23 protein-coding genes are annotated in these 26,970 nt (G+C 73.0%); 7 read left to right on the top strand and 16 right to left on the bottom strand.

Translation table 11 applies throughout. The annotated features are described in order from the left end of the window. The first annotated feature begins 9 nt into the window (after positions 1-9). Positions 10-228, top strand: a complete 219-nt coding sequence (locus KBB57_RS00285) for a DUF1127 domain-containing protein (RefSeq protein WP_290745019.1) — start codon at positions 10-12, stop codon at positions 226-228. Positions 229-243: 15 nt separating this feature from the next. Here KBB57_RS00285 and KBB57_RS00280 read toward each other — a convergent pair whose 3' ends face one another. The 7 genes from KBB57_RS00280 to KBB57_RS00250 all read right to left on the bottom strand — a co-directional run bounded on the left by KBB57_RS00280 (position 244) and on the right by KBB57_RS00250 (position 6,245). Continuing rightward, positions 244-1,101: a 50S ribosomal protein L11 methyltransferase gene (locus KBB57_RS00280; protein ID WP_290745016.1), complete on the bottom strand. Its 858-nt coding sequence runs from the start codon at positions 1,099-1,101 to the stop codon at positions 244-246. 86 nt (positions 1,102-1,187) lie between these two features. Beyond that, positions 1,188-1,841 (bottom strand): peptide-methionine (S)-S-oxide reductase MsrA, encoded by a 654-nt coding sequence (gene msrA, locus KBB57_RS00275; protein WP_290745013.1) that lies wholly within the window; start codon positions 1,839-1,841, stop codon positions 1,188-1,190. Between the two features lie 27 nt (positions 1,842-1,868). Beyond that, positions 1,869-3,275, bottom strand: a complete 1,407-nt coding sequence (locus tag KBB57_RS00270; protein ID WP_290745010.1) for an MATE family efflux transporter — start codon at positions 3,273-3,275, stop codon at positions 1,869-1,871. A gap of 152 nt (positions 3,276-3,427) precedes the next feature. Continuing rightward, positions 3,428-3,784, bottom strand: a complete 357-nt coding sequence (locus tag KBB57_RS00265) for a hypothetical protein (RefSeq protein WP_290745005.1) — start codon at positions 3,782-3,784, stop codon at positions 3,428-3,430. A 510-nt stretch (positions 3,785-4,294) separates the two neighbouring features. Next, a complete protein-coding gene (locus KBB57_RS00260) occupies positions 4,295-5,308 on the bottom strand; it encodes a methyltransferase (RefSeq protein WP_290745002.1) in 1,014 nt (337 codons plus the stop codon). A 3-nt stretch (positions 5,309-5,311) separates the two neighbouring features. Next, the gene (gene clpS, locus KBB57_RS00255) at positions 5,312-5,623 is read right to left on the bottom strand and encodes an ATP-dependent Clp protease adapter ClpS (protein ID WP_290744999.1); all 312 of its coding nucleotides are present in this window, start codon (positions 5,621-5,623) and stop codon (positions 5,312-5,314) included. A gap of 139 nt (positions 5,624-5,762) precedes the next feature. After that, on the bottom strand, positions 5,763-6,245 hold the full coding sequence (locus KBB57_RS00250; protein WP_290744996.1) for a phasin family protein: 483 nt from the start codon (positions 6,243-6,245) through the stop codon (positions 5,763-5,765). 258 nt (positions 6,246-6,503) lie between these two features. Between KBB57_RS00250 and KBB57_RS00245 the strand changes: the two genes are divergently transcribed. After that, positions 6,504-8,069 (top strand): D-alanyl-D-alanine carboxypeptidase, encoded by a 1,566-nt coding sequence (locus tag KBB57_RS00245; RefSeq protein ID WP_290744993.1) that lies wholly within the window; start codon positions 6,504-6,506, stop codon positions 8,067-8,069. A 273-nt stretch (positions 8,070-8,342) separates the two neighbouring features. Here the strand turns inward: KBB57_RS00245 and KBB57_RS00240 are convergent, their stop codons facing one another. The 3 genes from KBB57_RS00240 to KBB57_RS00230 form a co-directional block, all read right to left on the bottom strand. Next, a complete protein-coding gene (locus tag KBB57_RS00240; protein WP_290744990.1) occupies positions 8,343-9,629 on the bottom strand; it encodes a homoserine dehydrogenase in 1,287 nt (428 codons plus the stop codon). Positions 9,630-9,738: 109 nt separating this feature from the next. Next, on the bottom strand, positions 9,739-10,059 hold the full coding sequence (locus KBB57_RS00235; RefSeq protein ID WP_290744987.1) for an antibiotic biosynthesis monooxygenase: 321 nt from the start codon (positions 10,057-10,059) through the stop codon (positions 9,739-9,741). Between the two features lie 66 nt (positions 10,060-10,125). Continuing rightward, positions 10,126-10,695, bottom strand: a complete 570-nt coding sequence (locus KBB57_RS00230) for a hypothetical protein (RefSeq protein WP_290744985.1) — start codon at positions 10,693-10,695, stop codon at positions 10,126-10,128. 397 nt (positions 10,696-11,092) lie between these two features. Between KBB57_RS00230 and tpiA the strand changes: the two genes are divergently transcribed. After that, positions 11,093-11,830, top strand: coding sequence for a triose-phosphate isomerase (tpiA, locus tag KBB57_RS00225; protein WP_290744982.1), 738 nt, complete (start codon positions 11,093-11,095; stop codon positions 11,828-11,830). Positions 11,831-11,972: 142 nt separating this feature from the next. Continuing rightward, positions 11,973-13,043 carry a hypothetical protein gene (locus KBB57_RS00220; RefSeq protein ID WP_290744979.1) on the top strand — a complete coding sequence of 357 codons (1,071 nt, stop codon included), beginning with the start codon at positions 11,973-11,975 and terminating at the stop codon, positions 13,041-13,043. A gap of 31 nt (positions 13,044-13,074) precedes the next feature. On the opposite strand, the gene KBB57_RS00215 is transcribed toward KBB57_RS00220, so the two are convergent. Further along, a complete protein-coding gene (locus KBB57_RS00215; protein WP_290744976.1) occupies positions 13,075-14,262 on the bottom strand; it encodes a hypothetical protein in 1,188 nt (395 codons plus the stop codon). Between the two features lie 392 nt (positions 14,263-14,654). On the opposite strand from KBB57_RS00215, the gene KBB57_RS00210 reads away from it, so the two are divergent. Together KBB57_RS00210 and KBB57_RS00205 are read left to right on the top strand one after the other, a co-directional pair. After that, entirely contained in the window at positions 14,655-16,265 is a 1,611-nt protein-coding gene (locus KBB57_RS00210; protein ID WP_290744973.1) for a lysine--tRNA ligase, read from the top strand. A 456-nt stretch (positions 16,266-16,721) separates the two neighbouring features. Further along, positions 16,722-17,303, top strand: a complete 582-nt coding sequence (locus KBB57_RS00205) for an HD family hydrolase (protein WP_290744970.1) — start codon at positions 16,722-16,724, stop codon at positions 17,301-17,303. A 188-nt stretch (positions 17,304-17,491) separates the two neighbouring features. Here KBB57_RS00205 and KBB57_RS00200 read toward each other — a convergent pair whose 3' ends face one another. Next, the gene (locus KBB57_RS00200) at positions 17,492-19,693 is read right to left on the bottom strand and encodes an RNA degradosome polyphosphate kinase (RefSeq protein ID WP_290744967.1); all 2,202 of its coding nucleotides are present in this window, start codon (positions 19,691-19,693) and stop codon (positions 17,492-17,494) included. A 230-nt stretch (positions 19,694-19,923) separates the two neighbouring features. Continuing rightward, complete coding sequence (gene proS / locus KBB57_RS00195) at positions 19,924-21,261, bottom strand: proline--tRNA ligase (protein ID WP_290744964.1); 1,338 nt, start codon at positions 21,259-21,261, stop codon at positions 19,924-19,926. Positions 21,262-21,442: 181 nt separating this feature from the next. On the opposite strand from proS, the gene KBB57_RS00190 reads away from it, so the two are divergent. Next, positions 21,443-22,297 carry a sulfotransferase gene (locus KBB57_RS00190; protein WP_290744961.1) on the top strand — a complete coding sequence of 285 codons (855 nt, stop codon included), beginning with the start codon at positions 21,443-21,445 and terminating at the stop codon, positions 22,295-22,297. 1 nt (position 22,298) lies between these two features. On the opposite strand, the gene KBB57_RS00185 is transcribed toward KBB57_RS00190, so the two are convergent. The 3 genes from KBB57_RS00185 to KBB57_RS00175 form a co-directional block, all read right to left on the bottom strand. Further along, positions 22,299-24,287 (bottom strand): choice-of-anchor Q domain-containing protein, encoded by a 1,989-nt coding sequence (locus KBB57_RS00185; RefSeq protein WP_290744958.1) that lies wholly within the window; start codon positions 24,285-24,287, stop codon positions 22,299-22,301. Between the two features lie 156 nt (positions 24,288-24,443). Beyond that, positions 24,444-24,890: a DsrE family protein gene (locus tag KBB57_RS00180; RefSeq protein WP_290744955.1), complete on the bottom strand. Its 447-nt coding sequence runs from the start codon at positions 24,888-24,890 to the stop codon at positions 24,444-24,446. A gap of 308 nt (positions 24,891-25,198) precedes the next feature. Further along, positions 25,199-26,845, bottom strand: a complete 1,647-nt coding sequence (locus KBB57_RS00175; protein WP_290744952.1) for a CTP synthase — start codon at positions 26,843-26,845, stop codon at positions 25,199-25,201. Positions 26,846-26,970 lie beyond the last annotated feature (125 nt).

The following is a 26,970-nucleotide window of genomic DNA, read 5'->3' as shown; positions in this document are numbered from 1 at the left end:
CCTGGAACCATGTCCGTCATCGATCTCAACCGCGCGACCCCGCTCGGCTCCGTTTCCGCCTTCCGCGTCGTCTCGATCTTCGAGCGCGCCATCGACGCCGTCGTCGCCTGGCGGCAGACCACCGCGACCGCGCGGGCGCTGTCGCAGCTGTCCGACCAGCAGCTGGCCGACATCGGCCTGCATCGCGGCGACATCGCCGACGTGGCGGACGCGCTCGCCCGCCGCTGAGGCTCAGGCCGAAGCTCAGGCGCGGCGCAGGACCAGGGTCGTCCAGTCCCCGATCGGGACGCGGTCGACCCGCCGGTATCCCCAGCCCCGATAGACCGCGAGCACGCCCGCGGCCTGCCGCGTGAGCAGCCCCGACAGGACGGCGACGCCGCCCGGGGGCTGATGCGCGGCCATCTGCGGCGCGAGCGCCTTGAGGGGCGCCGCGAGGATGTTGGCGCAGACGAGGTCGTAGCGCCCGGTCAGCCGCGCGTGGCGGAAGCCCGCGGCGGTGACGCAGCCGATCCCCTGCCGGAAGCCGTTGGCGGCGATGTTCGCCCGCGCCGTCTCGGTGGCCAGCGGGTCGATGTCGCCGGCGGTCGCCGGCGCCCGCCAGAGCGCCGCCGCGGCCATGGCGAGCACCCCCGTCCCCCCGCCGATGTCGGCGACCCGGCGCGGCGCGAAGCCGCTTCGGGCGAGGCGGTCGAGCGCGATCAGGCAGCCCTGGGTGGTGGCGTGGTGGCCGGTGCCGAAGGCCTGCGCGGCCTCGATCTCCAGTCCGATCCGATTGGGCGGGATCCGCTCGCGGTCGTGCCCCCCGAAGACCACGAAGCGGCCGGCGGCGACGGGGGTGAGCTCGGCGCGGACCTGCGCGACCCAGTCGCGGTCGTCGACGCGGGCCACCGTGAAATCGGGGGCGCCGTGGAGATGGGCGAGGAGGGCGAGGGCGGCCCGGTCGGGCGGCGCGGCGAAATGCGCGCCGACGTCCCAGAGGCCGCTGTCGTCGTCGTGGTCGCGCGTCTCGGTGGCGACCGGGTCGAGGGCCTCGAGCGCCTCGGCCAGCGCCTCGGCCGCGCGCTCGCCGGCGAGCGCCGTCAGGACGTGATAAAGCGCCACCCGCCCCTCTCCCCCTTGCTCACGCGCGAGGTGTTCACGCGTGAAAATTCGTTAAGCCGTTGATTTATCTGGAGGCGGGTATGCGGTCAAGCGCCGGCGCCGACGCCGATCGGGCAGCTGACGCCGGTGCCGCCGAGGCCGCAATAGCCGCCGGGATTCCTGGCGAGGTACTGCTGGTGGTAGTCCTCGGCGTAGTAGAAGGGCGGCGCGTCGAGGATCTCGGTGGTGATCGCGCCGTAGCCGGCCTTGCGCAGGCGCCGGGCGTAGTCGGCCTTCGACGCCTCGGCGGCGGCGCGCTGGGCGGCGTCGAAGACGTAGATGCCGGAGCGGTACTGGGTGCCGTGGTCGTTGCCCTGGCGCATCCCCTGCGTCGGGTCGTGGCCTTCCCAGAACGCCTTGAGCAGGGTATCAAAGCTGATCCGGGCCGGGTCGTAGGTGACGAGCACGACCTCGTTGTGGCCGGTGCCGCCGGTGCAGACCTCCTGATAGGTCGGGTTCGGGGTGGCGCCGCCGGCGTAGCCGACCGCGGTGACCCAGACGCCGGGCAGCTTCCAGAACAGCCGCTCGACCCCCCAGAAGCAGCCCATGCCGAACATCGCCTGCGCGAGGCCCTCGGGGTGCGGGCCCTTGAGCGGGCGGTCGGAGAGGAAATGCGTGCGGGCGGTCGGGATCGGGTCGGGGCGGCCGGGGAGCGCGGCGCCGGGGGCGGGCATCTCGGCCTTCTTGAACAGGCTGAACATGGTGCGTCTGCCTCTCGGATGTCGGGATCAGGCCTGATGTAAGCGCGCCGCGGCGCTTTCCAAGTCGGCGGCCTCCGGGCTGGCGGCCTCGGGATCGGGGCGGGGGGCGCGGGGGCGGAGGCTCGAGACGAAGCGCCAGCCGGTCCAGGCGGCGACGGCCCCGACGACGACGCCGGCGAGGGCCTGGCCGTAGATCACCCCGGGGGCGCCGAGGGCGCGCGACATCGCCCAGGCGAGCGGGGCCATGGCGAGGCCGTCGCGGGTCCAGTTGAAGGCGGTGGAGAGCAGCGGCCGGCCGAGGGTGTTGAAGGCGGCGTTGGCGACGAAGAGCGCGCCCGCGAAGACGAAGCCGCCGGCGGCGAGGCCGACGAAGGCGTGGAACACCTCGGCGCCCTCGGGGCCGAGGCGGAAGACGGCGATGATCGGCTCGCGCAGGAGGAAGAGCACCAGCCAGGTGACGCCGGTGTAGATGCCGCAGAACACCAGCGCGTCGCGGTAGGCGCGGCGGACGCGGGGCAGGAGGCCCGCGCCGTAGTTCTGGCCGAGGATGCCGCCGATCGCGCCGGAGAGCGCGAAGATGCCGCCGAAGGCGAGCACGGTCATCCTTGTGACCACCGCCCAGCCGGCGACGGCGCCGGTGCCGTGGGCGGCGATCAGCGTGGTCAGGATGGCGTTGCCGAAGGGCGCGGAGAGCTGGGTGGCGCTCGCCGGCGCGGCGATCGAGAAGAACGGGCGGACGTAGTCGAGGGTCTCGCGGAGGGAGACCCGGGCGAGCAGGTGGTGGACGCGCCAGAGATACCAGATGGCGAGGAGGCCGGAGCTGCCGCGGGCGATCACCATCACCCAGGCCGCGCCCTCGAGCCGGAAGTCGAGCAGGATGATGAAGACCGGGTCGAGCACCATGGCGAGCATCCCGGCGGCGAGCGTCACCGACATGGAGCGCCAGGCGTCGCCGGCCGCGCGGAGCGTGGCGGAGCCGGTCATCCCCATCGCCATGATCGGCGCGGCGGGCGTGGTGACGAGGAGGAAGTGGCTGGCGAGCTCGGCGGTCTCGCCGGTCGCGCCGGCCAGCGCGAGGAGGGGGTCGCGCAGGAGGACGATGACGAGGGCGACGACGGCCTGCACCGCGAAGGTGATGGCGAGCGAGGTGGTCGCGGTCTCGCGCGCCCGGGCGATCTCGCCGGCGCCGAGGGCGCGGCTGACCAGCGCGGTGGCGGCGATCGCCATGCCGATGCCGGAGCTGATGATGAAGAAGGTGACCGTCCAGGCGAAGCCGAGGGCGGCGACCAGCTGCTCGTCGCCGAGGCGGGACACCCAGAAGAGCGTCGCCGCGTCGATCAGGAACATGAAGGTGAGCCCGATGGCGCTGGTCAGCGTCATGACCGAGACGTGGCGCATCGTCGAGCCGGTGGTGAACGTGGGCCCGCGCGACACGGCCTCTCTCCTTCGGGCTGGCGGCCGCGCGACGCGAGGACGCGACGCGGGCGGCGGCCCCCGTCCCTACCGCCGCGCCCGCAGGTTGGCGAGGGGGAAATGCCGGGCGCCGGCCGGGGTTCCGGGCGGGGGCGCTTCCGGCCGGGAGCCGCTCAGGGGGCGGCGTGGTAGGCGGTGGCCAGCGCGAGCTCGGCGGCGTGGTAGGCGACGGCCTCCTCGCCGAAGGGGTCGCCGGCGAAGCGGCCGAGCCGGGCGGCGGTCTCGTAGAAGCCGAGCGCCGGCAGGCCCTGGCGGGCGCGGCTGACGACGAGGGCGGCGATGAAGGGCACGCTCGCGGCGGCGTCCTCCTCCATCAGCGCCTCGAGCAGCTGGCTGACGCTGTGGATGACATGGGGCGGCGCGAGCCCGACGCCGCGGGCGGCCTGGTGGTAGGTCACCGTCACCCCGAGGCTCGCCACGAGGCGGAGGTTCTCGCGCAGCGCGGCGCGGGCGGCGAGGGGATCGGACATGGACGCGCCCACCTCGGAAGAGTGCGGAGGATGCACGGCCTCCGGCCTTCGTGCAAGGCGGCCGGCGGCCGGGCTGACGCGGGGGCGAATGTCGCACAGGTGCGACGCTGGTCGAGTTGTCGGGATTGTTTGGGTTTAAAAGTTATACACAGGCTTGTCCGCGGAGCCGTCGGGAAGGTGGCTCCTCGGCGGGGAAGAGAAAGGGGGCTGGCTGCGATTTACCCGATTATCCGTTTTGATCCGGGAGATGGTCAAAAGGGGTTGGGCTGAAACGCGATTTTTTGGTGTATAGTGGAATTGCGCGCAAATATATTTTGAAATAATTTGAATATATAAGGTGAAAATCATTGCATCGTTATCAGCGCCGCATTTCTCGGCGCCATGTGACTCACTTCGAGGTTCCGCTGTCCCCGCCGCTGCCGCTCCGCGTCGAGCCGGGTGACATGCGCATGTCACCCGGCGGGCGCCGTCGCGGGACGGACCTCGCGCGCGTGCCGCCGACATGCTCCCTCAGGCGCGGCGGGGGCGGTCGGCGAGGTAGAGCTTGAAGCCGCCTTCCTCGGAGAGCTTCTCGACGCGGGCGAAGCCGGCGGCGAGGGCGGACTCGTAGGGGAGCTGGCGGTTGGCGACGAGGAAGAGCCGGCCGGCGGGGCGGAGGAGGCGGGCGGCGGCGGCGATGAAGGCGGCCCCGAGGGCGGGGTCGGCGGCGCGGGTCTCGTGGAAGGGCGGGTTGCAGAGCACCGCGTCGAAGGGGCCGTCGCGGCGGGCGAGGCGCGGGACGTCGGCCCAGTGGAAGGCGGCGCGCGGGTCGGGGACGTTGGCGCGGGCGCAGTCGAGGGCGCGGGCCTCGGCCTCGAAGAGGTCGAGCGCGACGATGCCCGGGCAGGTCGCGAGCGCCTGCGCGGCGAGCCAGCCCCAGCCGGCGCCGAGGTCGGCGACGCGGCCGGAGAGCCGGCCGGCGACCGCCTCGGCGAGGCGGCGGCTGCCGGGGTCGGGGGCGTCGGCGGAGAAGAGGCCGGGCGCGGTCAGGAAGCCTGCCGCATTGCGGGAGGGCTCGGCCGCGGCGGCCCAGGCGGCGACCTCGGGGGGCGGATCGGCCGGGCGGGTCAGCCAGACCACCTTGCCGTGCGCCTTGGCGAAGGAGCCGGCGAGCGGCAGCACGGCGCCGACCTGGCGGGCGAGGCTGTCGACACCGTCGGTCTTGGCGCCGTCGAGCGCGAGGGTCGCGCCGGGGGGCGTCAGCGCGAAGGCGCGGGCGAGGTTCCCGAGGTTCTCGGCGCGCGAGCGCGTGAGCGTGACGATTCCCATGGCGGCGGGGCCGGCGGCGCGCAGCGTGACCCGCAGGCCGGCGGCGGCGAGCGCGTCATGGGCGGGCTTGAAGCTCTGCTCGAAGAGCAGCCGCTCGCGCGGCAGCGCCTCGGCCAGCGCGGGGCCGACGGCGCGGATGACCAGCACGTCGCCCGCGGCGGGGACGGGAAGCTCGCCCGAGAGGAGCGCGGCGGCGGCGCGATCGGTGCGCGACAAGGCCTACTCGCGCTCCATGGTGCATTGCAGCGGATGCTGGTTGCGGCGGGCGTAGTCCATCACCTGGGTCACCTTGGTCTCGGCGATCTCGAAGGAGAACACGCCGACGATGGCGAGGCCCTTGCGGTGTACGGTCAGCATGATCTCGACCGCCTGGGCGTGGTTGATGCCGAAGAAACGCTCGAGCACGTGCACGACGAACTCCATCGGCGTGTAGTCGTCGTTGAGCAGCATCACCTTGTAGAGCGGCGGGCGCTGGGTCTTGGCGCGGGTCTTGGTGAGGACCTCGCTCCCGGGCTTGGTGGAATCCGACATCGGCCTGGACTTCGACAGAATGCTTGAGGGACGCCGGCGAAGGGGTCGTGGCCCTCGGCTCTACTCCACTATATCGAAACCGCGGAAACAGAAAAGGGGGCCGAGGCCCCCTTTGCCGACGGACGATGTCCGGGATGGCTCAGAGCGCGAAGCTCTTGAACTTCTCCGAGGCGGCGGTGACGCGGGCGCCGAGCGGGGCGGTCACGTCCTTGGTCGCCGCGACGATGATCTCGTTCATCTTGGTCGACTGGGCGACGAAGCCCTCGAAGGTCGACTGCGCGAAGGCGGTCTGCTTCTCGAAGAGCTCGGACACGGTCTTGGAGGCGGCGAAGTCCTGGGCGGCGGCGACGCCGTCCTCGAAGGCCTTCTTCGAGTAGGCGGCGATCTCGGAGCCGATGCCCTCGGCGGCCTTGGCGGCCAGCTCGGACGACTTCACGAGCGCGTCGACGTTCTCCTGGCCGAAGGCGGTGAAGCCCTCGAAGCCCTTCGAGAACTTCTCGAACTGCTCGGTGAGGTTCTTCTGCGACTCGGCGACCAGCGACTCGACCTTGGCGGTCGCATCCTGGAACACGGCGTTGGCGGTCTCGACGGGGGCGGCCTTGGCGGCGCGGGCGGTGCTCATTGCGATTCTCCTCGTAGCGGTATTCGTCATGGCTGGTAGATAGGAGCCATGCTGCACTGCGTCAAGATGTGATGTTGCAGTGCGGCAAAAAACCCGCCGCGGCCTGGCGGCCACGCCGCGGCGGCAAGCGGCGGCGCGGGCGACAAAGGTGTTTTCGACCGGGGTTCGGCGTGCTAGCTTAACGCAAAATTAAGCGGGCGCTCTCAAGCGTTTGCAAACCCTGAGGCAAGTGGCGCGGAAGCGCCGGAGGGCAGTGAGATGATCCGTAACCTCTCGCGCGGGGTCGCGCTGGCGTTTCTGGTGCTCGCGACGACGTCCGCCCGCGCGCAGGAATACGCCGCCTACGTGATGGACGCGCGCAACGGCAAGGCGATCCAGGCGGTCAACGCCGACACGCGCCTGCACCCGGCGTCGCTGACCAAGATGATGACGCTCTACATCGTCTTCGACGAGGTGAAGCGCGGGCGGCTGTCGCTCGACCAGAAGGTGACGATCTCGGAGCACGCCGCCTCGGAGCCGCCGTCGCGGCTCGGGCTGAAGCCCGGGCAGAAGATCGAGCTGCGCTACCTGATTCGCGCCGCCGCCATCAAGTCGGCCAACGACGCCGCCACGGCGCTCGGCGAGGCGGTCGCCGGCTCGACGCCCGCCTTCGCCGACCGGATGAACCAGTACGCCGCGGCGATGGGGCTGAAGAACACCCATTTCGCCAATGCGAACGGGCTGACCGCGCCGGGGCATTATTCGAGCGCGCACGACATGGCCGAGATCGGCCGGCGGCTCTTCTACGACTTCCCGCAGTACTACAACATCTTCGGCCGCATCTCGACCTCGGCCGGGATCGCGACGGTGCAGAACACCAACCGCCGCCTGCTCGACGCCTATCCGGGCGCGGACGGGATCAAGACCGGCTACACCAGGGCGGCCGGGTTCAACCTCGTCTCCTCGGCCGAGCGCGGCGACGAGCGGGTGATCGTGGCGATGTTCGGCGGCAAGTCGACGGCGGCGCGCAACGCCGAGGTGATGCGGCTGATGGACCTCGGCTTCGCCAAGATGCCGAGCCGGGCGAAGGTGGCGCGGCCGGCGCCGCTGCGGCCGGGCGACGCGCCTGCGCTGGTCGCCGACGGCGGCCGGGTGCTCGGGGCCGAGCAGCGGGTGACGCGGGCCTCGACCTCGGGGGTGCCGGTCGGCGTCGTCGGGATGGAGGTGGCGAGCGCCGCCGAGCCCGAGATCGCCGCGGCGCCGCGGAGCACGGGCGCCGGCGCGCCGGCGACGAGCGGCCGGCCGATGCCGCGCTGGATGGGCCTCGGCGCCGACCGCGACGCGGCGATCGCGCGGACCAACCAGAGCATCGCCACCGCCATCGCCGAGGTGAACGCCGATCTGGCCGCCGGCCCGCGGGTCGTCGCGAGCTCGGACGGCACGATCCGGCCGGCGCCGCGGCCCGGCGCGGGCCAGGCGATCGTCTCGCGCGCGCAGGGCTCGCCCTCGACCTTCGCCGTCGCCCCGGCGCGCCCGGCGGCGGTCGCCGAGGGCGACGCGCAGCCGGTCGACGTGGCGGGCGGCAGCACGGGCGGCAACGCCTGGGGCGTGCAGCTCGGGGCGTTCCGCTCCAAGGGCGACGCCGAGCGGCACCTGCTGACCATGGCGCTCAAGGACCTGCCGCCGCTCAACGGGGGCCTGCGCCGGATCGAGGCGGGCAAGGTGCAGGGCGTGACGCTCTACCGCGCCCAGTTCGTCGGCCTGAGCCAGCAGGCCGCCGAGCAGGCCTGCGCCAGCCTCGCCCGCGAGGCGGCCACCTGCCAGACCCTGTCGCCGGGCATCTGAGCGCCCCTGCCGGACGGAAATGAAGGGCCGCGCATCGCGCGGCCCTTGTCGTTTCCCCGGCGCCCTCGGGGGCGGAAGCGGTTGTAGCAGCCCCGGGCCGCCCTCGGAGGAGCGCCGCGCGTTGACGTTTGCGCCCTGGCCCCGGGACATCTCAGGGGGTCATCGGCGGGCCTGCCGGAGGCAAGGCCCGCGCGGCCGATGCTGGCGCATCCCCGGGAATTGGGGCCCCGGCGCGCTCCGGCCTGGAGCGAGGCGATCCGCCGGCAAGCGGGTTCAGACCTCCTCGATCCGCAGCGCCACCGGGGCGGAGCCGCAGACGTCGAGGGAGGCGATGCGCGCGAGCGCGGCGTCGAGCGCCGCGCGGCGGGTGCGGTGGGTGACGATGATCACCGGCGCCTCCTCGGTGGCGTGCTCGTACTGGCGCATCCGGTTGATCGAGACGCCTTCGTCGCCGAGCGCCGCGGCGACGCGGGCGAGGACCCCCGGCGCGTCGGTCAGCGCGAGGCGGAGGTAGAACGCCGCCTCCGCCCCGTCGCCCGCCCGCCGCGGCGCCGCGAGCAAGGCGGCCGGGACGCCGAAGGCCGGGCGGACCGCGCCGCGGGCGACGTCGACGATGTCGCCGACGATCGCCGAGGCGGTCGGGCCGGCGCCGGCGCCGGGGCCGGTGTAGATGGTGCGGCCGATGAAGTCGCCCTCGACCACCACCATGTTGGTCACCCCCTCGAGCGTGCCGAGCGGCGAGCGGGCGGGCACGAGGCAAGGCTGGGTGCGCGCCTCGAGCCCGGCCTCGGTCAGGCGCGCGACGCAGAGGAGCTTGATGCGGTAGCCCATGTCGGCCGCCTGCTCGATGTCGGCGATCGACACCCGCTCGATGCCCTCGACGGCGACCCCGGGAAAGTCGACCTGCGTGCCGAAGGCGATGGCGGCGAGGAGCGCGAGCTTCTGCGCGGCGTCGACGCCGCCGACGTCGAAGGCGGGGTCGGCCTCGGCGTAGCCGAGCCGCTGCGCCTCGGCGAGCGCCTCGGCGTAGGGGGCGCCGGTCGCCTCCATCCGGGTGAGGATGTAGTTGCAGGTGCCGTTCATCACCCCCATCACCCGCGACGCGGCGTTGCCGGCGAGCCCCTCGGCCAGCGCCTTCAGGATCGGGATGCCGCCGGCGACGGCGGCCTCGAAGCGCAGCGCCACGCCGCGCGCCTCGGCGGCCTCGGCCAGCGCCTGGCCGTGGCGGGCGAGCATCGCCTTGTTGGCGGTGACGACGTGCCGGCCTCCGGCGATCGCCGTCTCGGCGGTGGCCTTGGCCGGGCCGTCCTCGCCGCCGATCGCCTCGACGACGAGGTCGACGTCGGGGCGGCGGGCGAGCGCCACCGGGTCGTCCTCCCAGGCGTAGGGAGAGAGGTCGACGCCGCGGTCGCGGCGGCGCGAGCGCGCGGAGATCGCGGCGATCTCGATCGGCCGGCCGGCGCGCGCGGCGATCAGCGCGCCGTTCGTCTGCAGCATGGCGACGACGCCCGCGCCGACGGTGCCGAGGCCGGCGATGGCGATGCGCAGGGGCTCGGTCATGGGCGTGGGCTCCGGCCGGACGGGGACGGGCGCCGTCCTACGGGAGCGCCCGGGAGAGGGCAAGCCCGCCGGGCTCGTGCCGCCTTGGGCCCGCCCGGTCAGGACCCGGTCAGGAATAGACGCGGGCAACCTCGTACATCACCGGCTCGAAGCTGCGGCAGAGCTTGACGATCTCGCGGTTGCGCGCGCGCATCTCGTCGGTGCGCAGCATCGCCTGGTAGTCCTGGCGGCTGCGCCACTGCGAGTAGTTGGCGATGCGGGTATGGGCGTCGTTGACGTGGAGGCCGGCGGAGATGAAGCCCGGCTGGCTCCGGATGAAGGCGTCGTAGGCGTCGGTGAGCAGCTCGAGCAGGTCGAGGCAGGCGCCCGGGCTGGTCTCGAACGTGGTGATGACGGTCTGCAGCTCGGCGTCCTGGCGGATGGTCGGCATCTCGCGCCTCCTGGCTTCGGATCGGGGCCGATCCTAGCCCGGCGGCGGCGGCGACGGCAACGCGCCTCAGGCGGCCCCGAAGCCGGGGAGGGCGGGGCCGGCGCGCTCGCGCGCCGCGAGATCGGCGATGCGCACGACCCCGCCCGGCGCGCCGGCGAGCTCCAGCCCGACATGGGCGAAGAGCGCGCGCCCGTCCCAGGCGAGGTCGACCCCCGGCCCGGGGGCGCGGGCGAGGACCAGCCGCCGCTCGACCGGCGCGCCGTCGGCGGGCAGCGGCGCGAAGGCGCCGCCGGTCGGCAGGCCGGCGAGGACGCGCCCGCCGCGCCCGCCCGGCCAGGCGGCGATGCGGGCGCGCGGGACCGGGCCGGCGACGGCGCGCAGGCGCAGCGTCACCTCGATGGCCGCGCCCGGCCGCAGCGGCGTCTCGCCGAGGTAGCGCAGCCGCTCGGCGCGCCCGGTCATGCGCAGCTCCAGGCAGTCGCCGAGGTCGGGATCGTCGTGGACGAGGCGGACGGCGGGCCAGTCCTCGCAGGACCCCGCGCAAGACCCCGCGCCGTCGCCGCGCGCCCAGTCGGCGAGGCCCTCGGCGAAGCGGGGCGGGGTGAGATCGAGCGGAAACGCGCGGCCTGCCGGCATGGGGGCTCCTGTCCCGGGCCGCGCCCGCGGCCGAAGCGCGCCGGCTAGCATGGCGGGCGTAAACGGAGGATGAACGCCGCCCGCCGCATCCCCGCCGCCGGCCCCCGGCGCGGCTCCGGCGCCGCGATCCCCCTTCAGGCGTTCATACTGGCTTGAAACCCTATCGAGCAGGCGCCTCCCCGCCAAAGGGCGGGGAGAAAAGGAAGACTCGCGGCCGCTTGCGGCCGCTCCGGGCGGCCGGCCGCAAAGGCGGCCGGTCGCGAGCGGCGGCCGAGCGGGGGGCGCGCCCGCGCGCCTCCCCGAGGCCGGCGCTTCTCCCGAGGGCGCCGGCCCTTCCCCTCCGGGGACGGCTCTGCTACCCGGGCCGGCGTCGTCCCTCGCGCCCGGAGTCCCGCCCATGCCGCCGAAGAAGCTCGTCGCCGGAAACTGGAAGATGAACGGGACGAAGGCCTCGGCCGCGGTGCTCGACGCGCTGACCGCGGCGCTGCCTGCCCCCGGCTGCGACGTGCTGATCTGCCCGCCGGCGACGCTCCTCGCCGGGCTCGCCGGGCGCGGCTGGCCGCTGGGCGGGCAGGACTGCCACGCGGACGCCTCCGGCGCGCATACCGGCGACGTCGCCGCGGAGATGCTGGCCGACGCCGGCGCGACGGCGGTGATCCTCGGCCATTCCGAGCGCCGCGCCGACCACGGCGAGAGCGACGCCGACGTCGCCGCCAAGGCCGCGGCCGCCTGGCGCGCCGGGCTGACGGCGATCGTCTGCGTCGGCGAGACCGAGGCCGAGCGCGACGCGGGCGAGGCCCTCGCCGTCGTCGGCCGCCAGCTCGCCGGCTCGATCCCCGACGGGGCCACGGCGGCGAGCCTCGTGATCGCCTACGAGCCGGTCTGGGCGATCGGCTCCGGCCGCACCCCCAGCCTCGCGGAGATCGGCGAGGTCCACGACTTCCTGCGCGCCCGCCTGGCGGATCGCCTCGGCGCCGCGGCGGCCGCCGGCGTGCGCCTGCTCTACGGCGGCTCGGTCAAGCCGGGCAACGCCGCCGCGATCTTCGCCGTCGCGAACGTCGACGGCGCCCTCGTCGGCGGCGCCTCGCTCAAGGCCGCGGACTTCGCCCCGATCGTCGAGGCCGCCGGCCAGTAGCGCCGCCGGCGCCGCTTTTCCGGGCGGCCCCAACGGCTTGATCTCCGGCCCGCCCCGACGCCACCCGACGCCGCCCCCGCCGTCCTGCTCGCGCCGCGGGTGGATCGGGTGTATCCTGCCGCCGTCGGCTTCGGGGGCGGCGATGGCGGGCGAGAAGGGGGCGGGCGAGAAGAAGGGCGGGATCCTCGGCGATCTCGGGGCGCTCCTCCAGCAATGGCAGGTCGTCGTCGCCGCGATCGCCGCCGCCACCGCGCTGTGGTTCGGCTTCGACGACCAGCGCCGCAAGCAGCTCGACATCAACCGGCAGGCGGTCGAGGAGGCGAAGGACGCCGAGCACCTCGCCGCCTTCCGCGCCGACCCGCACAGCACGCTGGTCGAGTTCCGCGCCACCTATCCCGAGCACGCCTTCTGCGCCGCGCTCGGCTACTACGTCGCCGAGGCCGGCCGCCTTGCCGGCGACGAGACGGCGCGGCGCAGCGTCAAGCCGATCGCCGACGCCATCGGCGCGCAGATCGAGCGGCTGGCGGCGCAGGGCGGCAGCTCGCTCGACGCGCTGCAATCCACCGCCCTCGCCGCGGCCGGCGCGGGCGGCGCCGCCTCCGACTGCCCGCGGCTCGGCGCCGACCTCTCCTGGTATGCGTGGCCGCTGATGTGGACGGACTGCCGGCTGCTGCTGGCCACCTTCGCCCAGGCGCAGTGCCAGGGCGAGGCGACCCGCCTCGCCGCCGCCGCGATGCCGCCCATGCCCGCGGAGGTGGCGCTGCCCGAGACCTGGACCGGCGGCCCGCTCGCGCCGCCCGTCGCGGCCCCGGCCGAGCCCAGCCCGGAATCGGTGCCGGAGACCGCGACCGACGCGCCGCGGCCCGACACGCCCGCGCCGACCGCGGCGCTCGGGCCGGGCGAGGCCTGCGGCGCCGCGCCCCCCGTCGTCTACATCCAGTTCGTCGCCCCGCCCGCGCGTCCCCGCGCCGCCGAGGCCCGCGACCTGCTGCTCGCCGCCGGCTGGCAGGTGGCCGAGGGGCTCGAGCTCGTCGACGCCGCCCGCACCGCCGGCGACGTGCGCTTCTACTGGCCCGAGCAGGCCGACTGCGCCGCCCGCCTCGCCGAGGCGTTGCAGGCGGCCTTCGGCCAGCCCTTCGCGACGATCTCGCTCGCCGGGCGCTACCGCAACCTGCCGCGCGGCCGCGTCGAGGTCTGGCTCCCGGCGGCCTGACTCCCGGCGGCCTGACTCACGGCGGCCCGACTCACGGCGCCGCCACCCGGTCGACGGCGAAGGCGGCGTGGTCGAGCTCGTAGTCGAGCCCCCGCTCCCAGATCTGCGCCATCGCGTGGACCTCGAGCGTGCCGACCCGCAGGAAGCCCATGCCGAAGCGCGGCTTCTCGAAGGCGGGCTCCAGCCCCGGCGGCACGCGCAGCACCACGCGGTCGTTGACCGGGTTGACGTTGAGGATGGTCAGCCGCCGCGGCGGGCCCTGCAGGCGCCCCGCGTCGATCACGATGGTGTCCGGGTCGAGGTCGAGCCCCGGAACCGACCCCGGCCCGGCATGGACCGTGAAGGTGTCGCCGGCGAAGTCGCAGACCACGATCTGGTCCGCGCCCGCGCCGGCGGAGACCAGCAGCCCGCCGAAGGCGAGCAGCCGGTCCGCCGCGTCGCTCGCCTGCGGGACGACGTCGTCGGCCACCTCGATGCGCAGCGGCCCGGCCGAGGGCGCGAAGATCGCGAACCCGTCCGCCAGCCGCGCCGGGACGGCCGCAGCCGGCGGCGCCGAGGCGCAGCCGAGCCCGGGGTCGTAGCCGGAGAACGCCGGCGCGACCGCCGGCCAGGGGTTCGGGGCCGCCGCCGCGACCTGCTCGATCTCGAAGCTCTCGGCCCCGGCCGGCATCGGGTCGTCGACCGGGGCGATCAGGAACTGGAGCGGGCCGGCGCGCAAGGTCACCCCCGGGCGGGGCGTGACCTGCGGCGTCACCCCGGGCGGCAGGCGCAGGCGGATGCGATCCTGCCCCTTGGTGAAGCCCTGCACCATGATCTGGATCGTCACCCCCGGCGGGGCGCCGAGGAAGAGCCCGGGCTCGATCACGATCAGGTCGGGCGCGCCGTCGCCCACCACCGCCTCGTCCTCGCCGACGTTGATCTGCAGCGACGCCTCGCGCAGCGCGCAGACCACCACCACGTCGGCCCCGGCCCCCGCCGTCACCGTGGCGCTGGCGGCGGGCGCGACGACGAAGACGGCGTCGTCGCCGCCGAGCGCGTCGAACCGCACCCAGGACGGCGCGAGCCCGACGGCGACGCGGTCGGGGCCCTCGGTGAACGACCAGACGGTCGGGTGCGTCTCGACCGGCCGGGCGAACCCCTCGGCCGAGGTCGGGCAGGTCGTCTCCGCCGCCGCGCCTCCGGCGGCCACGAGCAGCGCAAGCACGGCGATCAGGCGCATCGGACCCCTCGCAGACGGCCTCCCCCCGACCCTGCGCCCGAAGCCCCGCGCGATCAAGCCGCCCTTCCCGGACGCGCGCGCCTTGCGCCGCGCCGGCCGCCCTCGCGGGGATCGCATCCGGCGCCGGAGGTCCGGCCTATGCCGGCCGGCGGCGGAGCGCGCGCACGGCCGGGCGCGGTCGGCGTCAAGGCACGGGCGGGGGGCCGCACGCAAGCGCCGCCGCCGCTCCGCGTCGACCGGCTGACATGCGCGTCCCGACCTGCGGGCGCCGTCGCGCACCCTGCCGCTTGCGTCTCCGCCCCTCGCCCCACGCGCCCGGGCGCGCCTCCCGCTCGCATTGACCCTCCCGCCCGCCGCGGCTACCTGAGGCCGCGACGGCGGAGGGCGAACCCATGGACGAGCTGCGCGGACTGGCGCTGGAGGCGAAGGCCTGGCCCTTCGAGGAGGCGCGCCGCCTCCTCGCCCGGCTCGAGGCCAACCCGCCCGCCAAGGGCCATGCCCTCTTCGAGACCGGCTACGGCCCTTCCGGCCTGCCGCATATCGGCACCTTCGGCGAGGTGGCGCGCACCACGATGGTGCGGCGCGCCTTCGAGACGATCTCCGACATCCCGACCCGGCTGATCTGCTTCTCGGACGACATGGACGGGATGCGCAAGGTCCCGGACAACGTGCCCCACCCGGAGATGCTGCGCGCCCACCTCCAGCAGCCGCTGACCGCCGTGCCCGACCCCTTCGGCGAGCACGAGAGCTTCGGCGCCCACAACAACGCCATGCTGCGGCGCTTCCTCGACACCTTCGGCTTCGAGTACGAGTTCATCTCGGCGACCGATTTCTACAGGTCCGGCCGCTTCGACGCGATCCTGCGCCGCGCCGCCGAGCGCTACGACGCGATCATGGAGGTCATGCTCCGGTCGCTCCGCGAGGAGCGCCAGCAGACCTATTCCTGCTTCCTGCCGATCAGCCCGCAGACCGGGCGCGTGCTCTACGTGCCGCTGAAGGAGGTGAACGCCGCGGAGGGCACGATCACCTTCGACGACGAGGACGGGACCGAGACGACGCTCCCGGTCACCGGCGGCAACGTCAAGCTGCAATGGAAGCCCGACTTCGGCGCCCGCTGGGCGGCGCTCGACGTCGATTTCGAGATGTTCGGCAAGGACCACGCCACCAACGCGCCGATCTACGACCGGATCTGCGAGATCCTCGGCGGGCGGGCGCCGCAGCACATGATCTACGAGCTCTTCCTCGACGAGAAGGGCCAGAAGATCTCCAAGTCCAAGGGCAACGGCCTCTCGATCGACGAGTGGCTGACCTATGCGAGCCCGCAATCGCTCGGGCATTTCATGTACGGAAAGCCGCGCACGGCGAAGCGGCTGCATTTCGACGTCATCCCGAAGGCGATGGACGAGTACGACGCGCACCTGCGGGCCTGGCCGGGGCAGGACGCTGCGGCGCGGCTGGAGAACCCGGCCTGGCACATCCATGCCGGCCGACCGCCCGCCTCCGACATGGAGGCGCCCTACTCGATGCTGCTGAACCTCGCCAGCGCCGCCAACGCCGGCGACAAGGGCGTGCTCTGGGGCTTCATCCGCAAGTACGCCCCCGGCGCGAGCCCGGAAAGCCATCCCGGCCTCGACGCCGCGGCCGACTACGCGGTGCGCTACTTCCGCGATCAGGTGCGGCCGACGAAGCGCCACCGCGCCCCCGACGCCCGCGAGGCGGCGGCGCTCGCCGACCTGCGCGCCCGCCTCGCCGCCTGGGACGGCCCCGCCGAGCCCGAGGCCCTGCAGGCGATGCTCTACGAGGTCGGCCGCGCCCACGGCTTCGACCCGCTCCGCCTCTGGTTCGGCGCGCTCTACGAGGTCCTCCTCGGCGCCGGGCAGGGCCCCCGCTTCGGCGGCTTCGTGGCGCTCTATGGGCTGCCGGAGACGGTGGCCCTGATCGACGCCGCCCTCGCCGGCCGCCTCGCGCCCCCCGCCGGGGAGCCGGCCGCGCAGGATTCCTGAACGCCCGCTCCCGTCGACCGCGGGCCCGGATCCGTCCGGCGCCGTCGCCCCGCCGGCGGAGCTTCGTGCCCTGTCGGGCAGCCGGGCGTCGCCCGGACGTTCGCCCGCGGAAGCCGGGCCGGCGCGTTCTCCGCCCCCGCACGAACTCTCCCGCGCGCACGCTATGTGATGGAGGCGGCAGGGTCGACCAGCGGCGGCGTCTCGCCTCGCGACGGCGCCCGCAGGGTGACATGCGCATGTCAACCTGCTCGCCGCGGAGCGGTGACCGGCCCGACCGCCCGCCCGACTTCAACCGCCCGGACCGCCCCTTGCCGCCCCCGGCACGCTGCCCACCCGGCGGCCCCGCGGCTTCGATCGCTCCGTCCGCCCGGTCGGCGGCGGCGAGAGCTTGCGCGGATGGCGCGCGCGGCATAGGGACGCCGCGGCGCCCCGGGGCGGCGCCACGCGGAGACGCCGATGACCAGCGCCACCACCGCCACCACCGCCGTCGGACGGTTCCTCGCCTTCTTCCGCAAGGCGGGACGTCTCAAGGACGTGACGCGCAACTCCTGGACGCGGGAGGGGCGGCGGGAGAGCGTGGCGGAGCATTCCTGGCGGCTGGCGCTGATGGCGGTGGCGCTGGAGGACGAGCTGCCCGGGATCGACCACAAGCGGCTCCTGCAGCTCCTGCTCGTCCACGACCTCGGCGAGGCGATCCGCGGCGACATCCCGGCGCCGCTGCAGGGTGGCGCCGACAAGACGGCGGCCGAGCGGGCCGACGTGGCGGCGATCGCCGCTTCGCTGCCGCCGGGCCCGGCGGCGCGGATCCGTGTGCTCTGGAAGGAATGCGCGGCGGCCGAGACCCCGGAGGCGCGGCTGGTCAAGGGGCTCGACCGGATCGAGACCTGCCTGCAGCATGTCGAGGGCGCCAACCCGGCCGGCTTCGACTACGCCTTCAACCTCGGCTACGGCCGCGAGCACACCGACCGCCACCCCCTCCTCGCCGCCCTCCGCGAGCCCGTGGACGCCGAGACCGCCCATCGCGCCCGCGAGGGCTGATGCACCCGGCCGAAGGCGGGCGGGGGCGGGCAGGCCCGGCGGACGGCCTCGGGTGCGATCCCCCGGCACAGCGGAACGGGGTCATCGTCCGCGAAATAAAATCTATCTGCTCAGGGTTATACATTTAGATCAACAGCTTGACCCCTGCCGCACGGTGCGACATTTCCCCGCCTCCCGTCAGCGGCTCCCTAGCCCGGGCTGCGGACGAGGCTGATCACGTCGCGGGCGCCGGCGCGGCCGCGGCCGGAGAGAGAGGGGTTCTCCATGAAGAAGCGGTGGCAGGAGAACAGCGGCTCGTCGTCGGTCGGGGTGTGGCGGCGATAGGAGCCGTCGGGCTGCGCCACCCAGCTCTGCGCCTGGTCGGCCATGTTCGCCGCCATGATCTGGTCGATGATCTGCGCATGCACCGTCGGGTTGACGATCTCCACCAGCGTCTCGATGCGCCGGTCGAGGTTGCGCTCCATCCAGTCGGCCGAGGAGATGTAGACCCGCGCCTGCGGCGAGGGCAGGCCGTGGCCGTCGCCGAAGCAGACGATGCGGGAATGCTCGAGGAACCGGCCGATGATCGACTTCACCCGGATGTTGTCCGAGAGCCCCTTCACCCCGGCGCGCAGCGAGCAGATGCCGCGCACCACCATGTCGATCTTCACCCCCGCCCCGCTCGCGGCGTAGAGCGCGTCGATGACGGTCGGGTCGGTCACCGCGTTGAGCTTCACCCAGACATGCGCCGGCCGCCCGGCGCGGGCGTGCTCCATCTCCGCCTCCAGCCCGGCGAGGATGCGCGGCTTGATCATGTGCGGCGAGATCGCGAGGTTCTCGAGCTCGACCGGCTTCACGTAGCCGGTCACGTAGTTGAAGACCTTGGTCGCGTCGCGCCCCAGCGCCCGGTCGCAGGTGAAGAGCGACAGGTCGGTGTAGATGCCCGCGGTCCCGGGATGGTAGTTCCCGGTGCCGAAATGCGTGTAGGTGACGAGCTCCCCGCTCTCGCGCCGGACCACGGTCGAGATCTTGGCGTGGGTCTTCCAGTCGATGAAGCCGTAGACCACCTGCGCCCCGGCCCGCTCCAGCCGCCGGCTCTGCCGGATGTTCGCCGCCTCGTCGAAGCGCGCCTTCAGCTCGACGAGCGCGGTGACCGACTTGCCGTCCTCCGCCGCCTCGCAGAGCGCCTGCACGATCGGGCTGTCGCGCGAGGTGCGGTAGAGCGTCTGCTTGATCGCCACCACGTCCGGGTCCCGCGCGGCGCGCTGCAGGAAGCCGACCACGATCCCGAAGGACTCGTAGGGGTGGTGCAGCAGCATGTCCTTCTGGCGGATCGCCGCGAAGATGTCGCCCTCGAAGTCCGTCACCCGCTCGGGCGCCCGCGGCGTGAACGGCGGCCAGAGCAGGTCGGGCCGCGGCAGCCGGCAGAGCTCGGCGAGGTCGCCGAGGCCGATGATGCCCGGCACGTCGATCGCCTCGTCGTTGGCGACCCCGAGCGCGTGGACGATCAGCTTGCGCAGGTCCGTCGGCGCGTCGGCGGTGATCTTCATGCGGATCACCTCGCCGCGGCGGCGGCGCTTCAGCGCCGTCTCGAACTCGCGCACGAGGTCCTCGGCCTCCTCCTCGACCTCGAGATCGCTGTCGCGCAGCACCCGGAAGGCGCAGGTCCCGAGCACGGCGTAGCCGGGGAACAGCCGGTCGAGGAACAGCTCGAGCAGCCCCTCGAGCGGCAGGAAGCGCACCTCGCCCTTCGGCCCCGGCGCGAGCGCCACCATCCGCGGCACCTGCGCCGGCACCGGCAGCAGCGCCTCCAGCACCTCGCCGTCCTCCTCGCGGCGCAGCTGCAGCCCCATGGCGAAGCCGCCGTTGGCGATGAAGGGGAACGGATGCGCCGGGTCGATGGCGAGGGGCGACAGGATCGGGAACACCTGCTCGAAGAAGTAGCTCTCCAGCATGCGCACGTCGGCGGCGCGAACGGCGGCGGGGCTCAGGATGTCGATCCCCTCGACGCGCAGCAGCTCGCGCAGCGTCGCCCAGCATTCCTGCTGGCGCAGCATCAGCGCGCGGGTGTCCGCGTCGATGCGGCGCAGCTGCTCGGCGGCGGAGAGCCGGTCGGCGCTCTGCGCCGCGACGCCCTCGCGCACCAGCCCGCGCAGGCCGGCGACGCGGACGGAGTAGAACTCGTCGAGGTTGGAGCCCGAGATCGACAGGAAGCGCAGCCGCTCCAGGAGCGGCGTCGCCGGGTTCTCCGCCTCGGCCATGACGCGCCAGTTGAACGCGAGCCAGCTGAGCTCGCGGTTGATGAAGCGGTCGGGCCCCGCGGGGTCGAACTCCGGCAGCTCGCGCCCGGCCGGCGCCGGGGCGTTGAGGAAGTCGGCGTCGACGTCGGGCGTCGGAACGGTCTGCAGCATCGCGCGGTCTCCTGACGGCGCGATTCTAGGCCAGCGGGGCCGGCGCGCAAGCGCCCGCGTGCGCGGCAGGCGGCCCGGGCGCAGGGTTTGGTGCGCCGGCGGGGCGGGGGAGGGTCGGAGGCCGGGACGAAACTCGCCTCGACCGGCGATAGCGACGCACCGCTTCGTCCCGGTCGTCGTCCCGGAGCGCGCCGGCGCGCAGGGGCGACGGAGGCGACGCCAGGTCCCGTTCAGACCCCGGCGTAGATGCCGCGCAGCCGCTCGACCGCCGCCTCGGCCGTCATCTCCTCGCTCTCGCCGCTCCGGCGCGAGGTCAGCTCGACCTTGCCGGCTGCCAGCCCGCGCGGGCCGACGGTCAGCCGCCAGGGCAGGCCGATCAGGTCCATCGTGGCGAACTTGGCGCCCGCCCGTTCCTCGCGGTCGTCGTAGAGCGGGTCGAGGCCGGCGTCGCGCAGGCCGGCGTAGAGGGCGAGGCTCGCCGCGTCGCAGGCCGGGTCGCCCTGCTTGAGGTTGACGATGCCGACATGGAAGGGCGTCACCCCCTCCGGCCAGATGATGCCGCGGTCGTCGTGGTTGGCCTCGATCAGCGCGCCGACCAGCCGCGACACGCCGATGCCGTGGCTGCCCATCTGCACCGGCACGCGCTCGCCCGCCTCGTTGACCACCATCGCCTTCAGCGGCTCGGAGTACTTGGTCCCGAAGAAGAAGATCTGCCCGACCTCGATGCCGCGGCCCTCGACGCGGCGCTCCTCGGGGATGCGGCCGAAGGCCTCCGGGTCGTGCCGCTCGTCGGTGCGGGCGTAGGGCGCCGTCCAGGTAGCGACGATCTCCGCCACCTGCCCGCGGTCGTGGAAGTCGATCGCCCGGTCGCCGAGCGTCAGGTCGGTGACGGCCTTGTCGTAGAACACCGCGCTCTCGCCGGTCGGGGCCAGCACCAGGAACTCGTGGGTATGGTCGCCGCCGATCGGCCCGCCGTCGGCGCGCATCGGGATCGCCTTCAGCCCCATGCGCTCGTAGGTGCGGATGTAGCTGACCATGTGGCGGTTGTAGGCGTGCAGCGCGTCCTCGACGGTCAGGTCGAAGTTGTAGCCGTCCTTCATCAGGAACTCGCGGCCGCGCATGACGCCGAAGCGCGGGCGCATCTCGTCGCGGAACTTCCACTGGATGTGGTAGAGCGTCAGCGGCAGATCCTTGTAGCTCGACACCGCCGAGCGGAAGATGTCGGTGATCAGCTCCTCGTTGGTCGGCCCGTAGAGCATGTCGCGCTGGTGGCGGTCCTTGATGCGCAGCATCTCCGCCCCGTAATCGTCGTAGCGCCCGCTCTCCCGCCACAGGTCCGCCGATTGCAGCGTCGGCATCAGCAGCGGGATGTGCCCGGCGCGCTGCTGCTCCTCGTGGACGATCTGCTCCAGCCGGCGCAGCACCTTGTAGCCGAGCGGCAGCCAGGAGTAGATCCCCGCCGACGCCTGCCGGATCATCCCGGCCCGCAGCATCAGCCGGTGGCTGGCGATCTGGGCCTCGGCCGGGGTCTCCCGCAGGACCGGCAGGAAGTACTGGGTAAGGCGCATCGGGGGGCAGGCTCCGGCTCTGGGGCGAAAGCCCGGACCGTTTAGGGGAAGCCGCCCGCCCGCGCAATCCCGCGCCCCGCGCGCGGGTCCGCACGGCCCCCGGAGAACGGCCGCGGCCTGCCCGGCTTGTCTTCCGGGCGGCGGCGCGCTTCACTGGCGCCGCTGCGAACGGGGAGCGCCCATGCCACGCCTGCACTTCATCGCCGGCCTGCCGCGCTCCGGCTCGACGCTGCTCGCCGGGCTCCTGCGGCAGAACCCGCGGTTCTCGGCGGCGATGACCGGGCCGGTCGGCGGGCTGGTCGGCACGCTCCTCGACGCGATGAGCCCGCGCAACGAGGCGGCGGTGTTCCTCGACGAGGCGCGGCGGCGGGCGATCCTCAAGGCCGTCGTCGACGCCTACTACGCCGGAGAGGACGGCCGCGAGGTGATCTTCGACACCAACCGCATGTGGTCGGCGCGATTGCCGCTGATCGCTGCGCTCTATCCGGAGGCGAAGGTGCTCGCCTGCGTGCGCAGCGTCGCCTGGATCATGGACAGCTTCGAGCGGCTGGTGCGGAAGAACGCCTTCGAGCCGTCGCGGCTCTTCGTGACGCCCGAGGAGCGCGCCACCGTCTACAGCCGCACCGAGGCGCTCGGCCACCGCGACCGGGTGGTCGGCTTCGCCTATTCGGCGCTGAAGGAGGCCTATTACGGCGAGCTCTCCGACCGGCTGCTGCTGATCGACTACGACATCCTGACGAAGAAGCCGGAGGCCTGCCTGCGGCTGGTCTACCGCTTTCTCGGCGAGGAATGGCACCAGCACGACTTCGACAGCGTCGAGTACGACGCGCCGGAGTTCGACGGGCCGCTCGGCGCGCCGGGCCTGCATCGGGTGTCGGGTCCGGTGCGCGCCGAGGCCCGCGCCACGGTGCTGCCCCCGGACCTCTTCGAGCGCTTCGACCGGCTGACCTTCTGGAACGACCCCGCCGGCACCTCCGCCTGGCGCATCGCCCCGGAGAAGCCCGCCTCCTCCAACGGCCGGACCGACGCGCCCTGACTCAGGCGAGAAGCAGGAAGTCGGACTCCTGGAGCCCGTCGCCGCCGCCTGAAGACGCCACCCGGCAGGAGATCTCGCCCCCGTCCTCCACCGTCACGTGGTCGTACAGACCAGCGTGCGTGATCGAGACGACTTCATCGAAGGTGGCGGCCGTGACGCCGAGCAGGCGCAGGTCGATGAGGTCCGTCCCGGCGCCTAGCGCATTGAACCCGAAGATCTGATCGCGTCCGAAGTCCTTGCCGAAGACGAAGATGTCGTCCCCCCCGTCCCCGCGCAGCGTGTCGTCGCCGGCCCCGCCGATGATTACGTCCCGGCCCGCCCCGCCCCGGATGATGTCATCGCCGTCGCCGCCCCGGATGACGTCGTCGCCGTTGTCGCCGAGCAGATGGTCGTCGCCGCCCCGGCCGCGCAGCGCGTCGTCGCCGCCGTGTCCGCGGATTCGGTCGTCGAGCTCGCCGCCCGTCAGCCGGTTCGGGCCGGGGCCCCCAACCAGGGTCAGGCCTTGCGGAGGCGCCGCCTCGAACGCCCCGAGGTCGGAATCGTCGACCGCGCGCGGAACCCCGCGCTGGTCCGTCCGGGTCGAGTTGTGCCCGTAGCCCGTCTCCGCGGCTCCCGCCGCCGGTCCTTCGCCGCGGATCGCGACCGTCTCGGTCGGACCGCCGTTGTCGGCAAGAACGCCGGCAAGGACGCCCGGAGCGATCTCGACCGTCTCGACGAACACGCCGGTCGCGTCTACGCCGCCAGTGCGCACGGAGCCGCTGTAGAGCCCGTCGCCGACGATGTTGCCGCTGAAGAGCGACAGGTCGCCGGAGGTCTCCGCGCCCGCCAGAGCCGTGTTGCCGAGGACGATGCTGTTCTCGAGGCTGATGGAGCGCGCATATATCCCGCCCCCGGCGCTGCCCTCGAGCGGACTTTGCACGATATTGCCGGTGATGGTGCTGTTGAGGGCGGTCACGTCTCCCAGGAGAGACAGGACGCCGCCGCCGCGTCCGATCTCGGAGTAGCCGTAATAAGGCGAAAAGCGCGCGACGTTGCCGCTCACCGTGCTGTTGACGAGCGAGACGCTCGTCGTTCCCGTTATGCCGCCGCCGCCGTTCAGGCCGACATTGTCGGTCACGGCGCTGGCGACGACCATGACCCACCGACCGGAGATACCGCCCGCGCCGGCGCCCTTGTTCTCGCTGATGGTGCTTCCTGCGACGTAGACGTCCCCGCCGGAGGAGATGCCGCCGGCGGAATAGAAGGCGCGATTGCCGCTGACGACGCTGTCGACAAGCCGGACGGACAGGCCGCCGATCGCAGCCTTCGGGCCATGGTTGTCGCTGATCGTGCTGTCCACGATCCGGACGTAGGTTCCCGACAGGGCGCTCGCGCCCGAGCCTTGGTCCTCTATCATCCGGTTGGCGCGAAACTCGCTGTCGGACACGTCGAGGCTCCGGGCGAAAACGCCGCCCGTTCCCCAGGTGCTCGCATTATTGGCGATGACGCTGTCGCCGATATAAGCATGGCCGGACGCGTAGACGCCGCCGCCCCCGCTGTAGGACATATTGCCGCTCAGGGTGGATCCGCTGATCCAGACCGAAGCGGAGGAACGCACCGCTCCTCCGCCTTGTGAGGCGCCCTGCGCGTTGCCGCCGGTCAGCGTCAGCCCCTGGATCGTCAGGTCGGCGCCCGCGTCGAAGATGCGACTGTTGTCCCGAAGGTGGGCATATGACAGGTCCAGATCGGTGACGCCGCTCGCATCGGTGACATCGTCGGCCTTGGCGTCGCCAGTGATGGTGACGCCGGCCGGGCCGCCGACGATCGTGAGACCGTCAGAGATGCGGATCTGTCCGCTCGTGAGGCGGATGACGTCCTCGGCGCCGCCGTCGAAAACCGTGGCGTCGAACCGGATCTCGTCGGCGCCCGCATTGGCGTTGGCGTCGGCGATGGCCTGGCGCAGCGATCCGGCGCCGCGGTCGCTGGTCGTGGTGACGATGAATGTCGACATCTTGCGGCCCTCACCCCTGAGACGCCACAAGTAGGACACCGCGGAGGCGTGTCCACATTGACCGGCGTCAATCGAATGCGGCCGGCCGCAGCCGCCTCTGCATAGACATTCGGGCGCGGTCAGCTGCGGCCGGGCGCCGACCGCAGCAGGCGCGCGTCAGGGATGGATGTAGACGTAGCCGTCGCCCTGGAGCCGGGCGATCTCGGCGACGCCGCTCGGGACGATGTCCGCCTCGGTCACGCCGGGCAGGTCGTGCCAGTCGACGTCGCGCGCCGTCAGCGTCTTCTGGCAGATCAGGAAGCGCACGCCCTCGCCGCGCAGGGTCTCGACGCGCCTGGCGATCTTCGGATCCGCCGCCATCGCCTCGAAGAGGTCGAGCCCGTCGCCGTGGTCGATCACCACGATCCGGAGGTGGTCCGCGCCGACGGCGTCGATGTGGTTGGTGATGTTGCCGAGGAAGCGGGTGAAGTAGTCCGCGTCGCCGCCGTTGTTGTGATAGACCACCTTCTGGTCGGCGTAGTCCGCGGCGAAGCCGCCGGCCGGAAGCGCAAGGAACAGGGCCGCAGCCGCGACGCCGGCAAGCGAACTCGGACGATGTGTCATGGGGACTCCCGAAACGACTGGTGAGGGGCCGGGCGTCGCTGCGGTGGCGTCAGGTCCGCTCCGGGCTTGTTCCTCCGCGCCGCAGGTGTCAAGGCGAGGCCCCGTTGCTACGCGGCCCACGCGCAATGCGCCGCCCGCGGCTCATCTGTCGCTTGCGCCGCTGACTGTTATTTGGGCAGAGGCGTGGCGCCGCCGCCGTCTCGGCGAAGCTCTTCCGGTAAGGTTCCGTTAAGCGCGATTCTCGCCAATATTGATCTGAATCAATGACATGACCTCTATCCACGGCGCTTGCGCGGTCCCGGCGACCCTCAGAACAGCCGCGACTGCTCCAGCGCGGCGCGGACGAAGTCGGCGAAGAGCGGGTGGGGGGCGAAGGGCTTCGACTTCAGCTCCGGATGATACTGGACCCCGATATACCAGGGATGCCCGGGGATCTCGACGATCTCCGGCAGGCGCCCGTCCGGCGACAGCCCGGAGAAGTAGAGCCCGCAGGCCTCCAGCCGCGCCCGGTAGGCGATGTCGACCTCGTAGCGATGCCGGTGCCGCTCGCTGATCGTGAGCCGGTCGTAGATGCCCGCCACCTGGCTGCCCGCGGCGAGGATCGCGTCGTAGGCCCCGAGCCGCATCGTGCCGCCCTTGTCGTCGGCGACCGAGCGCTGCACGGTGCGGTTGCCCTCCAGCCATTCCTTGAGGTGGTAGATCACCGGCGTGAACCGCCGCTGCCCCGCCTCGTGGTCGAACTCCTCCGAGCCCGCGTCGGCGAGCCCGGCGAGGTTCCGGCTCGCCTCGATCACCGCCATCTGCATCCCGAGGCAGATGCCGAGATAGGGCACCTTGCGCTCGCGGGCGAACTGCGCCGCCTTGATCTTGCCCTCGGTCCCCCGCTCCCCGAAGCCGCCGGGGACGAGGATGGCGTTGTAGCCCTCCAGATAGGAGGCCACGTCCTCCGTCCGCTCGAAGAGCTCGCTGTCGAGCCATTCCGCCCGCACCTTGACCCGGTTGGCGATGCCCCCGTGGGTCAGCGCCTCGGCGATCGACTTGTAGGCGTCCTCGAGCTGGGTGTACTTGCCGACGATGGCGACGCGGACCTCGCCCTCGGGGTTCATGATCCGGTCGACCACGTCCTCCCACTTCGCGAGGTTCGGCCGCGGCGCCGGCGCGATCTGGAAGGCGTCGAGCACCGCCTGGTCCAGCCCCTCGCGGTGATAGGCGAGCGGCGCCTCGTAGATCGACCGCAGGTCCTGCGCCGCGATCACCGCCTCGGGGCGCACGTTGCAGAACAGCGCCAGCTTCTCCCGCTCCTTCGGCGGGATCGGCGTCTCCGACCGGCACACCAGCACGTCGGGCGCGATGCCGATCGCCCGCAGCTCCTTCACCGAATGCTGCGTCGGCTTGGTCTTCAGCTCGCCGGAAGCGGCGAGGTAGGGCAGCAGGGTCAGGTGCATGTAGATGCACTGCCCTCGCGGCTTGTCCTGCCCGAACTGCCGGATCGCCTCGAAGAACGGCAGGCCCTCGATGTCGCCGACCGTGCCGCCGATCTCGCAGAGCATGAAGTCGACCTCGTCCTCGCCGAAGCGGAGGAAATCCTTGATCTCGTTGGTGACGTGCGGGATCACCTGGATCGTCCGCCCGAGATAGTCGCCCCGCCGCTCCTTCTCCAGCACGTTGGAGTAGATGCGGCCCGACGAGATCGAATCCGTCCGGCGGGCGGCGACGCCGGTGAAGCGCTCGTAGTGCCCGAGGTCGAGGTCGGTCTCCGCGCCGTCGTCGGTGACGAAGACCTCGCCGTGCTCGAAGGGGGACATCGTGCCGGGGTCGACGTTGAGGTAGGGGTCGAGCTTGCGCAGCCGGACCGAATAGCCGCGCGCCTGCAGGAGCGCCCCGAGCGCCGCCGAGGCGAGCCCCTTGCCGAGCGACGACACGACGCCGCCGGTGATGAAAACGTAACGCGCCATCTGGCTCTCCCGTGGGCTGGGGCCGGTCCTGGCCCGCGCCCCACGGGACTCAATCTATACGGGAACCAGACGGCGGCGGCAAGACCCCGCCGCTAGATACTGTTGGCGATTGCTGGCGCGCACCC

Origin of the sequence: Amaricoccus sp. (assembly GCF_017993425.1) — a bacterium.
Classification (GTDB): domain Bacteria; phylum Pseudomonadota; class Alphaproteobacteria; order Rhodobacterales; family Rhodobacteraceae; genus Amaricoccus.
The sequence above is the reverse complement of the archived record's forward strand: the minus strand, read 5'-3'. Positions and strand labels throughout refer to the sequence as shown.

Bases quoted from the DNA above. Each gene is read 5' to 3' on its own strand.
- KBB57_RS00285 (WP_290745019.1), top strand. From the start codon at position 10: ATGTCCGTCATCGATCTCAACCGCGCGACCCCGCTCGGCTCCGTTTCC.
- msrA (WP_290745013.1), bottom strand. From the start codon at position 1,841: ATGTTCAGCCTGTTCAAGAAGGCCGAGATGCCCGCCCCCGGCGCCGCG.
- KBB57_RS00265 (WP_290745005.1), bottom strand. From the start codon at position 3,784: ATGTCCGATCCCCTCGCCGCCCGCGCCGCGCTGCGCGAGAACCTCCGC.
- clpS (WP_290744999.1), bottom strand. From the start codon at position 5,623: ATGTCGGATTCCACCAAGCCCGGGAGCGAGGTCCTCACCAAGACCCGC.
- KBB57_RS00250 (WP_290744996.1), bottom strand. From the start codon at position 6,245: ATGAGCACCGCCCGCGCCGCCAAGGCCGCCCCCGTCGAGACCGCCAAC.
- KBB57_RS00245 (WP_290744993.1), top strand. From the start codon at position 6,504: ATGATCCGTAACCTCTCGCGCGGGGTCGCGCTGGCGTTTCTGGTGCTC.
- KBB57_RS00240 (WP_290744990.1), bottom strand. From the start codon at position 9,629: ATGACCGAGCCCCTGCGCATCGCCATCGCCGGCCTCGGCACCGTCGGC.
- KBB57_RS00235 (WP_290744987.1), bottom strand. From the start codon at position 10,059: ATGCCGACCATCCGCCAGGACGCCGAGCTGCAGACCGTCATCACCACG.
- KBB57_RS00230 (WP_290744985.1), bottom strand. From the start codon at position 10,695: ATGCCGGCAGGCCGCGCGTTTCCGCTCGATCTCACCCCGCCCCGCTTC.
- tpiA (WP_290744982.1), top strand. From the start codon at position 11,093: ATGCCGCCGAAGAAGCTCGTCGCCGGAAACTGGAAGATGAACGGGACG.
- KBB57_RS00220 (WP_290744979.1), top strand. From the start codon at position 11,973: ATGGCGGGCGAGAAGGGGGCGGGCGAGAAGAAGGGCGGGATCCTCGGC.
- KBB57_RS00215 (WP_290744976.1), bottom strand. From the start codon at position 14,262: ATGCGCCTGATCGCCGTGCTTGCGCTGCTCGTGGCCGCCGGAGGCGCG.
- KBB57_RS00210 (WP_290744973.1), top strand. From the start codon at position 14,655: ATGGACGAGCTGCGCGGACTGGCGCTGGAGGCGAAGGCCTGGCCCTTC.
- KBB57_RS00205 (WP_290744970.1), top strand. From the start codon at position 16,722: ATGACCAGCGCCACCACCGCCACCACCGCCGTCGGACGGTTCCTCGCC.
- KBB57_RS00200 (WP_290744967.1), bottom strand. From the start codon at position 19,693: ATGCTGCAGACCGTTCCGACGCCCGACGTCGACGCCGACTTCCTCAAC.
- proS (WP_290744964.1), bottom strand. From the start codon at position 21,261: ATGCGCCTTACCCAGTACTTCCTGCCGGTCCTGCGGGAGACCCCGGCC.
- KBB57_RS00190 (WP_290744961.1), top strand. From the start codon at position 21,443: ATGCCACGCCTGCACTTCATCGCCGGCCTGCCGCGCTCCGGCTCGACG.
- KBB57_RS00185 (WP_290744958.1), bottom strand. From the start codon at position 24,287: ATGTCGACATTCATCGTCACCACGACCAGCGACCGCGGCGCCGGATCG.
- KBB57_RS00180 (WP_290744955.1), bottom strand. From the start codon at position 24,890: ATGACACATCGTCCGAGTTCGCTTGCCGGCGTCGCGGCTGCGGCCCTG.
- KBB57_RS00175 (WP_290744952.1), bottom strand. From the start codon at position 26,845: ATGGCGCGTTACGTTTTCATCACCGGCGGCGTCGTGTCGTCGCTCGGC.